The organism is Levilactobacillus lanxiensis (assembly GCF_016861655.1).
GTDB classification, from domain to species: domain Bacteria; phylum Bacillota; class Bacilli; order Lactobacillales; family Lactobacillaceae; genus Levilactobacillus; species Levilactobacillus lanxiensis.
Genome location: NZ_BOLN01000002.1, coordinates 286,055 through 298,933 on the forward strand (window position 1 = coordinate 286,055; position 12,879 = coordinate 298,933).

At 50.7% G+C, this 12,879-nt stretch carries 11 protein-coding genes; 3 read left to right on the plus strand and 8 right to left on the minus strand.

Translation table 11 applies throughout. The annotated features are described in order from the left end of the window. Positions 1-116: 116 nt before the first annotated feature. Genes JUF22_RS03325 through JUF22_RS03335 form a run of 3 tightly spaced genes read right to left on the minus strand, consistent with a single transcriptional unit; the run spans position 117 to position 4,972 of the window. On the minus strand, positions 117-3,266 hold the full coding sequence (locus JUF22_RS03325) for an SbcC/MukB-like Walker B domain-containing protein (RefSeq protein WP_203643268.1): 3,150 nt from the start codon (positions 3,264-3,266) through the stop codon (positions 117-119). Continuing rightward, a complete protein-coding gene (locus JUF22_RS03330; RefSeq protein ID WP_203643270.1) occupies positions 3,263-4,396 on the minus strand; it encodes an exonuclease SbcCD subunit D in 1,134 nt (377 codons plus the stop codon). Before JUF22_RS03330 ends, JUF22_RS03325 begins: the two co-directional genes overlap by 4 nt. A 15-nt stretch (positions 4,397-4,411) precedes the next feature. Continuing rightward, positions 4,412-4,972 carry a DNA-3-methyladenine glycosylase I gene (locus tag JUF22_RS03335; RefSeq protein WP_203643272.1) on the minus strand — a complete coding sequence of 187 codons (561 nt, stop codon included), beginning with the start codon at positions 4,970-4,972 and terminating at the stop codon, positions 4,412-4,414. A gap of 223 nt (positions 4,973-5,195) precedes the next feature. Here JUF22_RS03335 and JUF22_RS03340 point away from each other — a divergent pair, with 223 nt between their 5' ends. The 3 genes from JUF22_RS03340 (at position 5,196) to JUF22_RS03350 (ending at position 9,015) form a co-directional block, all read left to right on the plus strand. Further along, a complete protein-coding gene (locus tag JUF22_RS03340; protein WP_203643274.1) occupies positions 5,196-6,125 on the plus strand; it encodes a matrixin family metalloprotease in 930 nt (309 codons plus the stop codon). 126 nt (positions 6,126-6,251) lie between these two features. Next, positions 6,252-7,799 (plus strand): MFS transporter, encoded by a 1,548-nt coding sequence (locus JUF22_RS03345; RefSeq protein ID WP_203643275.1) that lies wholly within the window; start codon positions 6,252-6,254, stop codon positions 7,797-7,799. 271 nt (positions 7,800-8,070) lie between these two features. After that, the gene (locus JUF22_RS03350; RefSeq protein WP_203643277.1) at positions 8,071-9,015 is read left to right on the plus strand and encodes a GH25 family lysozyme; all 945 of its coding nucleotides are present in this window, start codon (positions 8,071-8,073) and stop codon (positions 9,013-9,015) included. Positions 9,016-9,146: 131 nt separating this feature from the next. Here JUF22_RS03350 and JUF22_RS03355 read toward each other — a convergent pair whose 3' ends face one another. From JUF22_RS03355 to JUF22_RS03375, 5 genes are all read right to left on the minus strand, one after another. Then, positions 9,147-10,277: a glycosyl hydrolase family 8 gene (locus JUF22_RS03355; protein ID WP_203643279.1), complete on the minus strand. Its 1,131-nt coding sequence runs from the start codon at positions 10,275-10,277 to the stop codon at positions 9,147-9,149. Positions 10,278-10,807: 530 nt separating this feature from the next. Continuing rightward, a complete protein-coding gene (locus tag JUF22_RS03360; RefSeq protein ID WP_203643282.1) occupies positions 10,808-11,128 on the minus strand; it encodes a carboxymuconolactone decarboxylase family protein in 321 nt (106 codons plus the stop codon). Between the two features lie 12 nt (positions 11,129-11,140). Continuing rightward, positions 11,141-11,551 carry a cupin domain-containing protein gene (locus JUF22_RS03365; RefSeq protein WP_203643285.1) on the minus strand — a complete coding sequence of 137 codons (411 nt, stop codon included), beginning with the start codon at positions 11,549-11,551 and terminating at the stop codon, positions 11,141-11,143. Positions 11,552-11,590: 39 nt separating this feature from the next. Continuing rightward, on the minus strand, positions 11,591-12,010 hold the full coding sequence (locus tag JUF22_RS03370; protein ID WP_203643662.1) for a MerR family transcriptional regulator: 420 nt from the start codon (positions 12,008-12,010) through the stop codon (positions 11,591-11,593). A gap of 164 nt (positions 12,011-12,174) precedes the next feature. Next, positions 12,175-12,744, minus strand: coding sequence for a TetR/AcrR family transcriptional regulator (locus tag JUF22_RS03375; RefSeq protein WP_203643288.1), 570 nt, complete (start codon positions 12,742-12,744; stop codon positions 12,175-12,177). Between the last annotated feature and the right edge of the window lie 135 nt (positions 12,745-12,879).

The window sequence follows — 12,879 nt, forward strand, 5'->3', positions numbered from 1 at the left end:
TAGCAGCATCTCGGCGGCACGTTGCGTCACCTCTTTAACTGTTCTCCTGTGACTCGACAGAAAAAAGGTCTTGGATATACAAGCAGTCCAAGACCTTTTTGGTCTGGAAAAAACTGTTATTCCGCGGCGTGATACCGAATCGTACTCTCTCCGTTGCCGTTGGCAATCACTTGTAATTGGTTTTCAACCTGATCACGGAGTTCACTCACGTGACTAATGATGCCAATCATCCGGTGCTTACCCTCAATCGTTTCCAACGATTCCAGTGCCGTCATTAAAGCATCTTCGTCCAATGACCCAAAACCTTCATCAATGAACAGGGCATCGACGTCGACACTCCCCGTGGTCTGTTGGATAACTTCACCCAGGGCCAGAGCTAACGCTAACGAGGCAATGAAGCTTTCACCACCCGAGAGCGTATGCACGCTCCGTTGCTCACCCACGTGATCGTCATAAACGTTGATTTCCAGGCCGGACCGCTTCTTGGAGTTCGCCTGGGATTCATCAATCACGAATTGATACCGACCATTCGTTAATTGCTTTAAGCGATGATTACCGACTCGTAGGATTTGGCGTAAATAGGTTTGAAGCACATACCGTTCCAGGCCTAACTTACTGTTGGGACCATCCCCATTGACCACGCCACTGAGTTCGGTCAGCTCCTGCGTCGTTTGCATGGCAGCTGCCTGCTTATCCACCTGTGTCTGTAATTGCTGGGTGTGTGTGGTGTTAAATTCAAAGAGATTTTGTAGTTGTCGTTGCTGTTCCTGAAGGTCCGTCATCTGGGCCTTGGCCTGAGTCAAAGTTGCTTGAGTCTTCTCCCGGTCTGGTGTTGGCTGGTCCTTCGTGCGGGCAACCAGGTCGGCAATAGTCGCGGCTAGGCTGTCCTGACGCTTGTCAAAATCGGCCAGCGTCCGCCGCTTAGTCGCCAACGACCCGACTTCTGCTAGGGCTGTCTGGACCTGTTCGACCACGGTCGCATCAGTTGCGCCGAAATGTGCCATCAAAAGTTTGGTTACGACCGTCTGGGCCTGGGTCAGTCTTGCCTGACTGGTCTGGACTTCTTCTTCAGCCTGCGTCAAGCGGGACTGTGCGACAGCCACTTGATTTTCTGCCTGTTGGACGGCTGAGTTTACCGCGTCTAAGGTCTGCTGGTCGGCCTTCAATCGGGCCCGTAAATCAGTGAGCTGTTGCATAAATTCGGCTAGTGTTGTTGCTTGATCCGGTAACCGCTTCTTCTCTGTTGCCAGTTCAGCACTCAGCTTAGCCGCCTGCGTTTGTTGGTCATGCACAGCTTGCTCAGCCGTCTGTACCTGACTCTGCAGGGTGGTTGCCGCTGTGGTCAACGTCTTCATCTGTTGTTGAGCTCGGTGCAAGGCTTGCCGCTCTTGTTCGTTCTTAGTTTCTGCCTGCTGATAAGCCTGCTGGGCCGAATGTTGTTGCTGGGTCAGTTCGGCTAGCGTGGTCGTCGTTGGTTGATCTAAGGCCGCTTGTAGCTCAGCCAATTGGATAGCCTGAGTTGCCGCTTGTTCCGTCACACGCTGTTGCCAACTGGCTAGCTGGGCAGCGACCTCGCTGGCCTGCTTTTCTAACCGGTCCGCTTGTGCTTGAACCGTCTTGACGGCATCCTCTGACACCGTAGTCGCCGTCGTGGTGGCAGCTGGATGGGGATGATGTTCCGACCCACAGACTGGACAAGGCGCCCCCTCAGTTAGTTGCGCACTCAGTTCAGCAATTTGGCTCCGCAAGAAGGCTTGGTAGCTGGCATCGGCGGCCGTCCGCTTTTCCTTAGCAGCTGTTTGGGCCGTCTGCGCTTGTGTCTTTAAACTAGTCACTTTCTGTTGACTAGTTGTGAGTTGGTGGTCCGCCTGCTGTACACTTGCCAATTGCTTCTCGCTGGCCTGCAGCTGAGCGTCACGCTGCGTCAGCTGATTTTGACGGTCAAAAATAGCCGGTTGCTGGTCCACGACCTGTTGCTGAGCCTGCTGAGCCGTTTTATTTTCAGCGACGGCGGTTCGGACTTGCTTGAGGTGCGCCTGAGTCTGATCAACCTGTTCTTGTTCAAGTTGCGTTTGTTGGGTCAATTCAGCCACGTGTTGGTAGACCGGAATCAGTTCCTGTTGTTGGGCTAATTGATCATTTTCTTGCTTGATTTTTTTGACCAGCGGTTGCTGCTTCTGTTGCTCAGCGACGGCTACCTGGTACTTCTGCTTCGCTGATTGTAAGGCCGTTGCTGCCTGCTCACTGGCCTGTTTCCGCTGTTGGAACGTTTGCTGGGCCTGCGTTTGGTCCTGCCACTGGGGCTGAATCTGCTGCGTCCAGTCCAACTCAGCAATTCGCTTCTTCAGTGCCTGCATGGCTGGTTGTTGTTGGGTCAATGCTTGTTGTTCTTGTTGGCGGTCGGCGAGTCGCTTACGATCGGCCAGTAAGACCGATTCCTGCTCATCTTGCCGGACCAATTGACTGTGCAAATGGTCTGCTTGCTTGAGTTGGGTGGTAACTGCCGTTTGTTGGGTCTTAGTCGTAGCTTGCTGTTCAGCCATTAATGCTAAAATATCAGTCGTTTGTTGATTGGCCAGCAGACTAGTAGCTTTCTCTTTATTTTCAGTTGTCCACTGCAGCTCACCCCGTAGCCGGTCAAGGGTCGCCGCCGTTTCCTTATTCGCAGCCTCATTTTGCCGAAGCTGGCGCTTAAGGCGGTCCGTCCACCGCGCAAAGATTGTGGTATTAAATAGTTGTTCCAAGACCACCGCTTTGTCCTCGCTGGGGGCAATCAGGAACCGGCGGAACTGGCCCTGTGGCAGTAAAACGATTTGGGCAAACTGCTTGCCATCCATCTGCAACAAGTCCTGCAGGTAATCGCGAACCTGACCTTCTTTCGTCAACTGTGTGATTTCTGTATCGTTTTCAAAGACGGTCAATGTCACACTGGCCGCGGCCTCCGTCAATCCAGTTCCCCGCTTCTTAGCTAAAATCTGCGTGGGTTCGCGCACAATTTCATAAGACCGATTCCGGTGGGTAAAGGTGAACGTGACCCGCGTCTGGTCCGTGTGGGTCGCAAAGTCTGACCGCATGGATTTGGCTTCCCGGTCAACGCCAGAGGTCTGGTTGAACAGGGCATAACACATGCCATCAAAAATGGTGGTCTTGCCACTCCCAGTCTTCCCGCTAATCAAAAATAAAGGTGTGGCGGAAAATTTTGTGAAATCAACCGTTTCATCTCGGTAGGGACCAAAGTATTCTAGATGTAAAGTTACGGGACTCATTCGTCTGCCTCCTTCTCTGCAGCTTGTAAGGCTTGCCGGGCCCATACCTGTTGCTGCTCCGTTAGTGGGTGTTGCGTGACCTGTTCAAAGAAATCACCCAATAAAGTTAACGGATCTTGCTGAACTTGCTTCACGTCTAATTCATCCGGTGTCACATCCAGCTGGTTCACGCGGTTGAGTTCAATCACCCGGGGAAAACGCGTTTTCAAGCGCTGCATGACGTTGGTAATCGGCGTGGTATCCGTTAAGTTAACCGCCACAAAATCTTCTGGTGTGACCGCATACGCGTGGTCGCGGTCCATCAGATTGGTAAAGCTATCTTCCAAAACGACCAGGTCGTGCCAAGGCTTCAACGGCTCAAACGTCACCGAGACCGGTGTCTGATCCGTATCAATGATCCAAACGCCCTTCGTGTCGGCTGCCTCACTGGTCGAAAACTTTAGGGGTGACCCACTGTATTTAACAGTCGGTTCATTTTGCAAGGCTTCCTTCCGGTGCAAATGGCCCAGCGCAACATAATCAAATGGTGCCAACATGTCCACGGGCACGGCATTTAACCCACCAACCTGGACCAAGGTCTCCGAATCCGAGTGATTACTGCCCGCCGCAAAGAAATGCGCAATCAGCACATGTTTCTTCGTGGCATCAAATTTTTCCTGCATGGCGGCAACTAGCCGCTCCATGGCCTGGTTAACCGTTCGAATCGATTCGTCGTCAAAAAATTGGCGCGCCTGAACGGGTTCGAAGTAGGGTAATAAGAAAAATTGCGTATCCTGTAACGTAACCGGTTTTAAGGCGTCTGCTAGCCGCGTCCGTAAGAAAAAGTCCGTACTGGCAAACCACTCTTGACCGTAGCCCAAGCGCACGCCCGAATCGTGATTCCCGCTAATTGCTAACAGCGGAAATTTTTCTTTACGATTCAGATCAACCAACATGTTAGTCAACGCCGTCACAGCCGGTTCACTGGGGAGTGCTCGATCGTATAGATCTCCGGCAATCACGACGGCATCGACCTTTTCTCGCTTAGCAATCGCCTTGATCTGCTGGTAAGCATCCTCCTGCTCGGGAATCAAATCATATCCGTGGAGTTTCTTACCAATGTGCCAATCTGCTGTATGTAAAAAACGCATGGTTCTGCCCTCTTTCTATTGGTTCTCTGGTGCCCAGTCACAGCTCAACAGGTGGTCATTCACCAAGCCCGCCGCCTGTAGGAATGAATACGTCGTGGTCGGTCCCACGAACTTAAAGCCCCGCTTCTTCATCTCGCGGGAAATGTGTTGGGCCAGATCCGTGGTTGCTGGTAACTGGGCATCACTTGCAATGGCATGCCGAATCGGTTTGCCATCGACAAAACTCCACAACCACGCGCTAAACGTACTCTCTGCTGGCCAATTTAAAATGACCCGCGCATTGTTAACGGTTGCCACTAATTTCTGGCGATTCCGAATGATCTCGGCGTCCTGTAACAGCCGTTCGATATCGGCATCGGTCATGGCAGCGACCCGCTTTAGGTCATAATTGTAGAAATCACGCTGAAAAGCGGCGCGCTTATTTAACACGGTCTGCCAGCTGAGTCCCGCTTGATAGGTCTCCAAACAAAGCAGTTCAAAGAGCCGCTGCTCATCGTGTTCCGGCCGGCACCATTCCTCGTCATGATACCGTTCCATCTCAGGTGAAGACGTTGCCCAATCACATCGTTTAACCATTGCTTTCCCTCCAATTTTGCTTCTGAAACTACTATACCAGATTCCTGATTTAAGACCAAACAAATGTTCTACTAATTGCTTTTTGAAACCGGGTCCAACCCCGGTATTAATGAGTTCCACCATCAATATTTACTGAACCGTTAATTCTTGACCCCACGCGACGTTTGGCCTATGCTATTGTAAATACGAATTGTTTTGGGGATTTTTAAGGGAGGTTAACATCATGCGCAGATTTCACCACATTCGCGCGCGTTCACTGATGATGGCTGTTGCGGCAACCCTCATCGTGGCGCCCGCCATTACCACTAGTACCGTCACCGCTCAGGCCGCCAGCGTCAATCCATCGGCCGCCACGCTAAAGAAGTCCAAGAGCTACTACCAGAAGCACGCCAAGGCTTTAGGAAAGCAGTACAAGCTTGCCTACGACGCCCAGACGGCCCTCAAGAAAAATGGTAAAGCCGTGGTCTACGTAAATACCAAGGATAAAACCTTAAAGAAGAGTGTCACCATTGCCATGGCTTACTGGAACAACAAGTTAGGTAAGAAGGAATTCACGCAAGGGTCCAAGAAGAACCATACGCTAACCTTCTCCGTTTCCAAGTCCGCCGCCACTAAGAGCGATCAGAGTGATGCCTGGTGGACACCAGCGAAGAAGCAACTGCAGATTCGTTCATCCTTCTACACGGCTGCCAAGCAAGACATTGGTACCGCGATGACCAACCAGTTGAACGACGCCTTCTACAACCAATATTCTAATACCGTTAAGAGTAAAGCGAAAGCCAATCTAGAGGCTGAAGGTATTGCCGCTACAGATGAAAATTACGATCAACTATTTAATGAAGAGGCTGCCCGCGTGGAAGAGGCCCTGCCATCCTACGCCGTCTTGAAAAAAGATGTGGCTCTGGTCCGTTCGACGTTAGCCAATGAAGGTCGGAAGTACCAGTACGCCAGCACAATTGCCCACGAACTTGGCCACGTGCTTGGCCTGAACCACTCCCCGAAGAAAGCTGATTTGATGTACTTCGAAAGTGGCAGTTCCAACGTTTACAGCTACAAAAAGGTCAAGGCCGGCCTGTCCAAATACAATCCAATTACCAAAACGGATAAGAACCGGGCCAAGTTAGCTATCAAGATTTACACGGCCGTACACTAATTAACTGCGTCAAAAGTTGCTGATTATTTTTTAATCGGCAACTTTTTTTCCGAAAATTGTCAGATCCCAAATAATAAATAAATCGGCAGCTGACTTCAACTGACCGAAACGGAGGAACTTAGTAAATTGACTAACTCAACACGAAACTGGATTGGCCTTGGCGCCCTTTCCCTCGGGGTCTTCATGGCCCTACTAGACGTCACCATTGTTAACGTGGCGTTACCTACCATGGTCCGGGATTTCAATGAATCCTTTAATAATGTGCAATGGGTCCTAAACGCCTACTCCTTGGTTCTGGGGGTCACCCTCTTGATTGTTTCTAAGATTGGGGACATGTACGGGCTGAAACGCATCTTTGTCATTTCCCTGGCCATCTTTGTCCTGGCCTCCGCCGTTAACGGCATGGCACCTAATCTGCTAGTCTTAGACATCGGGCGTGGTGTTCAAGCCCTTGGGGGTGCTGGGATGAACGCCCTCGCCATGGCCTTGGTCGCCGTCAGCTTCAAGGGCAGCAAACGGGGCGTGGCGCTTGGTATTTTGGGCTCCATCATCGGGTTATCCTCAGCGTCCGGTCCCCTGGTCGGCGGTTATCTAGTCGCCCAATTTGGCTGGCGCTCAATCTTTTACGTGAACATCCCCATTGGGATTATTGCCATTATTTTAACTCTGATTTACGTGGATGAGGTGCCTGACTTAAGTCAAAACCATCAAATTGATTTTGCCGGCATGGCCCTATCCGCCGCAAGTTTATTTGCCCTCATCTACGGCTTGATTTTGAAGGAAAACCATCAGGACTGGCACTGGACGAGTCCCCAAATGTTGGGCTGGTTTGGCGCGGCTATTCTGTTCTTCGTCGTCTTCATCATGGTTGAAGCCCGTTTGAAACAGCCCATGGTCAACCTGGCCATGTTCAAGAACCCCCATTTTGTGGGAACGGTCATGGTTGCCCTAGCATTGGGTGCCGGTATTTACTCCTACAACACCTACCTGACCGCCTTGATGCAAAATTATATGGGCTACTCAGCGTTGCAGGCCGGGGTTCGGCAATTAACCATCAGCATTTGGTCCCTAATTCTCGGCCCACTGACCGGATACCTGGGTAACCGCTATTCTAAAAAATGGATGATCAGTGGTAGCCTCTTCCTGGGCGGCATCGGTTTCTTAATGTTAGCCAACGCCATGACCATTCACGTCTCCTTCGCCGAGTTGTGGCCAGGAATGGTGCTCATGGGAATCACCAACGGGATGGTCAACCCGCTCCTAAACAGTACGGGGATGGAAGGTGTGCCGGTTCGGGAGATGGGGATGGCCTCTGGCTTAATCAACGTCTTCCGCCAAATCGGGGTGACCTTAGGGATCGTTAGCCTCGGATTAGTTCAAAATAACGTTTACCAAAATTATTTGACCAACCACTTTGGCCAAATTAACATGCCACACAAGGCCGCCACCGCGATTCATCAGGCCTTGGTCAGTGCCGGGCCCTTCTCTGGTCACGGCATTGCCTTCAGCGCCCGTTTGGCTAAAATGCCCTTCGCTCATGCGGTCCAACAGACCGTGTGGCAAGCCTATGCGAATGGCACGCGTGCGGTCACGTTGACTTCGGCTGGCATTGCCATTGCTGGTGCGCTGTGTGCCGCGATTCTCATGCGCAACCGCCAAACGAATCACAATTAAGCAAGAAGCCTGGGATGAGCCCGGGCTTTTTTGCACCCATTTATATGGCCGAAACGTGCGACAAAAGGCACCCGGTTCCGCTTAAAACTGCTAACCAAACAATCCAAGACCAGGATTATTCGGTTAACAGCCTTAATGCTCGCCGGCTAACCGCCTTGTGTCCCACTCTTTTTAATTGCAACGGAACTGTAATCAAATGTAAATTGCGCGTAACCTCCGGGCAACCCATACCGTGTACAATGAACCCAAAGACTTGAGGAGGACATCATTCATGAAGATCACGTTACATAAATTTGTCGCTGGGGCCGCTGCATTTGCCGCTGTCTTAGCCGTGGGCGTTAGTTTGAACACCACGACCGCTAACGCAGCCGGCAATAAAGTTGCCGATGTTTCGCAATACCAAGGGAACATCAACTGGACGAAGGCGTCAAAGGACTTAAAGTACGCCATCATTCGGGTGCAACATGGTAGCAAGGGCGACGCTGGCTACATGGTCGATAGCAAGCGTAACGTCAACGCTAACGGTGCTTACAAAGCTGGTGTGCCATTCGGTCAATACATGTTTGCCGAATTTACCAGCGTTAAGGACGCCCAACAAGAAGCCAAGGACTTCTACAAGCGGAGTAATTCCCACACCAAGTTCTTTGTCCTGGACGAAGAAAAGCGGATGCCATCTGCGAAGAGTTCCGAACAAACCTACGTGAACGCTTGGTTGAAGACGATGCGGAGCTTGACCGACAAGCCCCTGATCATGTACGCCGGCGAGTACTACGCCAACTCACACAACTTGAACTTCTCCAAGTTCGATGGGTCTTGGATCGCCAAATACAGCTCCACTAAGCCTAAGGTTTCTGGCACGTCCATCGACCTCTGGCAATACACCAGTTCTGGTCGCGTTTCCGGTATCAGTGGTAACGTTGACTTGAACAAGATTCAAAACAGTTCCGTCGTTAAGAGCTGGTTCGCTGACACCTCTTCTCATTCAACCGCTAGCTACTACAGTAGTATCAGTGGTGTGAAGGGTATCAAAATCAAGAAGGCCGTCTACGAATACAACAACATTCTCTTTACCAATGGCCAACGGAGCACCAAGTTAGCCGCTGGCAAGACCTTAGCTGTTAAAGGCATCACCAAAAACAGCAAGGATGCTTACCGGTTCCAATTAACCAACGGTAAGTACGTCACGGCCAACAAGGCTTACGTTTCAACTTACTAAACTGATTTTTCTAAAAGTGTCTCCCGCGGGAGGCGCTTTTTTTGCGACCAAAATTCACTTGCACCACAATCACAAAAGGTGTGCCGACGACAAGTTTGCTTGTCGTTGACACACCTTTTTCACTTGTCCGTTTAGCTTAAGGCAATGACGACCTGGAGCGTGGCGGAGAAATAGTTCTTCTTTTCAATCGACTTGGGTAACTGCTTGGCCGACTTGTTCTTCAAGCTGGTCTTCTTCATGACCTTGGCACCAAAATTAACGGGTGCCGTGAAGGCCGTGTTGGTGTAATTGTTGACCGCCTTACCGCCCAACGTATAACCAGCTAAAATTTTCTTTTTCTGGTTATAGAATTTGAGTTGCTTATTCAGTGCTTTCTTGGTGATGGTATCTTTCTTCATTTTGTAAGTTTGGGCTAACCGCCATGGGACCCGGCAAGCATTGTAGCCGACTTGGTTGTCGGTTCCCGACTCAATCGTGTAGGGCTTCACGGCCTTTAATTTGATGCTCTTCCCGGTCGCAAAAATAAAGTCGGGGAATAGCCCGGTCTTATGCCGCGCACTCAGCTTCTTAACGGCCGTTTGACTGCGAGTCGCCACCTTGGTCCAAGTACTATCCTTGGTGTACTTGGCAAACGTCTTAAAGTACCCGGTCATCAAATCAGCCGTCCGGAGCTTGCTGACGTCGTAGGAATTAGTCGCCCAGTTCCCCATCTTGGGTAGATAGGTCGTCTGGTTGATTTCCTTTTGCTTGATGGCTTTAATCAGTTTCTTGGCAGCGGCCTTGTAGTTGACCTTCTTGCTACCCCACTTTTTGTCAGCCAAAATCAACGCGTAGGCGATGTCCAAATCCCCATCGGTCGCGGAATTCTTCTGTTGCCCCACACTGGTCATCTTACCGTTACGCTTGGTTTGTTGCCATTGCATCAACGGCACCTTGCTGGAGACCCGGTGGGCGCGGTAATACTTGTACATTTGGTTAAACGTAGTCCGCGTATTGACCCCCTTCTTAGCGGCCAAAACTGCGGCCAGCATCCCATAACCTTGTCCTTCAGACAGCGCGGTCGTGGTGCCAGAACCGCTGTTGGTCTTCACGTACTTCTGCGTCTTGCCACCCACGTAAACCTTTTGCCACTGCTTGTACAACGTTGTGGCCGAAGCCGCGTGAGCCGTAGTCGTTGGCGTCGCGATGGTGGTCGCGGTCAAGGCCAACCCACTGACGGCGACGATTCCCGCTAGGCTGGCCCAAAATTTATGTAAATTCATGTGTGCGAAACCCCTTTCATACTTGCTTACCTCTATTATAAGCTAAATTCAAAAAGCCACCGAACCCAAAATGGATTCGATGGCTAAAGTTTTTATATTATAATAGTTCGTTTCCGCCAGCGGGCTCAAGAATCCCTGCTGTGGGAAACAACTCCCACACAGCTAGCCATCTTGGCCCACGTCTGGTCGTTGAACCATTTCAACAGACGACTAAATCTATGGTTTTCTTTACGCACTAAACCAGTCTCAGCCGCAGAGATGGTGAAAATGAACCTGGTTGGCCCAGCGTTAGTGACCAGAGGCGGGTCAAAATTCCCGGCTGTGTCGATGGTCTTAGCTGAGCGGTTTTCTCAGTTTAGACCATGGGGCAACCTTTGAGACCGTACCTCAGGCTCAAAGTTGAGGTGGAATCCCGTTTTCCAGGCTGGAACCGACCCCACAGCAGGGTGTTTTGAACCCACCGCCGGGAACGAACAGCACCTCCACCGAATCAGTTTTCACCATCCCGGAGGCGTCAATAAAAAGCTAGTTTAATCCTTGAAGATTTCCTTAGCGATATTGAAGGCAGACCAAGCTTTTGGCCAACCAACATAGAAGGACAGGTGCGTAATCACTTCTGCAATTTCGTCCTTAGTAATGCCGTTACCCTTCCCAATCTTCAGATGTGCGGGTAATTGTTCAAAATTCCCAGCGGAAATCAGGGCGGAAATTGTGATCAGACTGCGTTGATGGGCGGATAGTTTATCCTCACGTGACCAGACTTGCCCAAATAAAACGTCGTCATTCAGTTCGGCAAACTTGGGGGCAAATTCACCTAAGTTATCCCGACCAGCTGTTTGTTTCTTTGTCATGGTTATGACCTCCTAGTCTAATGCATCGTAATGCGCGTCATCAACGGGTTCCAACCATTCTGGGGTGCCCGCAGTAATCGCCACGTGGCTGAACCAGCTGTCCTCGGTTGCGCCGTGCCAGTGCTTCACGCCATCCTTGGTCACCACCACGTCGCCGGCGTGTAACCGCCGAGCTGGCTTGCCTGCTTCTTGGTACCAGCCTTCGCCACCGGTCACCAATAAGATTTGGAAGCCATCATGGTGAATGTGCCAGTTGTTCCGACAACCGGGTTCAAAGGTGACATTGCCCACGCCCACACTGACGTCGGGATCACTGACTAATCCTTGTAAATAACTTTGACCGGTGAAGAATTGTTGGTACGCCTCGTTCTTGTCGCCGAGGGGGAAGATAACCCCGTTTTTAACATCTTCGTTTTTTGCCATTATTGATTGCTCCTTTTTTGCCATTATTGATTGCTCCTTTTATTTATTAAATTTTTGTAGATAATCGTGAAAGCTCTCGGTGTCCGGAATGGTGTGGTCGGTCTTGCCGTCATACCAGTCGATCTTGCGACCCAAAACTTTCAAATGCATTTGAAGTTCAGCGATATCTGCTTCGGCATCGTCCTTGACCTTCTGCAGCATCGCCCGACGCTCGGCAATTGTGTCGTCACCCTCGGCACGAAGCTGGACGTAACGTTTCAACTCATTCAGTCGCATGCCGGTGCCTTTCAGATGCAAAATGAACCCGATCCAACGAATATCTTCTGCCGTATAGTACCGAACGCCATGCTCATCTCGCTGAGACCGAATCAGGCCCTGGTCCTCGTAATATCGCAACGTGTAGGCTGATAGCCCCACCAGCTTTGCAAACTCGCCAATCCGATACTGCTTTTCGTGCAACACCTAACGCCTCCCTCTCTTGCTTACAGACCCTAGTAAACACCTTTGAGTGCACTCGAAGGCAAGGGTTATTTACCAAAAAAATAAAAAATAAAAACGCTATCCCCGCCGAAACGGCGTGATCGCGTCTTAACGTCAAACTTATGGTCGACCGTTCACATCCCCTACTGAATCGTTGTGAACTGGTCAATCGCGAGTTGCATGGTCTGGTCAAACCGGTCGTCAACCTTGCGGGCAGGCAACCGTAAGAAGCCACCAATTTCCTGCAAGATAAAGCCAAATAAGGCGGACCTGTACAGCGTGGATTCAACCAGCGCCGTGTTGTCGACCTCATCTAGATGTAGACTGGCAAACATTTGCTTGTACAGGTCGACCAAGGCTTGATGGGTCGCCGTCAAATGTTGCAGGTCATTGGGATTTAACAGGATGGGGGCTAGATGCCGCTGCTGTAAACAGCCCGCCCGAAATTCCTGGGCAAAGACCCACAAGGCCTCCTTGCCAGCGACCCCCACCAGGCGCCGCATTAAACGATCCGCAATTTCCTGCACGAAGGCGACCCCCACCTGATCCAACAGGTCGTTCAAACTATCAACATAATTATAAATGGATTGTGGCCGTACCTCTAATCGGCTGGCCAACTCCCGAATCGTTAAATGGTCTAACCCATCCACAGCAATGATGTCACTGGCCTGGTCCAAGACCTTTTCCCTGGTTAATGTCCGTCGTTTTACCATATTGTTACCCCTCTTCTCCTGTCTGTTCCTCAAGTAAGCTGTCGTTTACGGCGATAGCAGACTGCCATTCAGTCTTCTTCAACCTGACTGAAATTTCAGCGTTCGATTAACAAACTGAGTTGTTTTCATAATTGT

What these genes read in the sequence shown, in the direction of transcription:
- JUF22_RS03340 (WP_203643274.1), top strand. Translation starts at nt 5,196, where the DNA reads ATGCGCAGATTTCACCACATTCGCGCGCGTTCACTGATGATGGCTGTT.
- JUF22_RS03330 (WP_203643270.1), bottom strand. Translation starts at nt 4,396, where the DNA reads ATGCGTTTTTTACATACAGCAGATTGGCACATTGGTAAGAAACTCCAC.
- JUF22_RS03350 (WP_203643277.1), top strand. Translation starts at nt 8,071, where the DNA reads ATGAAGATCACGTTACATAAATTTGTCGCTGGGGCCGCTGCATTTGCC.
- JUF22_RS03375 (WP_203643288.1), bottom strand. Translation starts at nt 12,744, where the DNA reads ATGGTAAAACGACGGACATTAACCAGGGAAAAGGTCTTGGACCAGGCC.
- JUF22_RS03355 (WP_203643279.1), bottom strand. Translation starts at nt 10,277, where the DNA reads ATGAATTTACATAAATTTTGGGCCAGCCTAGCGGGAATCGTCGCCGTC.
- JUF22_RS03335 (WP_203643272.1), bottom strand. Translation starts at nt 4,972, where the DNA reads ATGGTTAAACGATGTGATTGGGCAACGTCTTCACCTGAGATGGAACGG.
- JUF22_RS03365 (WP_203643285.1), bottom strand. Translation starts at nt 11,551, where the DNA reads ATGGCAAAAAACGAAGATGTTAAAAACGGGGTTATCTTCCCCCTCGGC.
- JUF22_RS03325 (WP_203643268.1), bottom strand. Translation starts at nt 3,266, where the DNA reads ATGAGTCCCGTAACTTTACATCTAGAATACTTTGGTCCCTACCGAGAT.
- JUF22_RS03360 (WP_203643282.1), bottom strand. Translation starts at nt 11,128, where the DNA reads ATGACAAAGAAACAAACAGCTGGTCGGGATAACTTAGGTGAATTTGCC.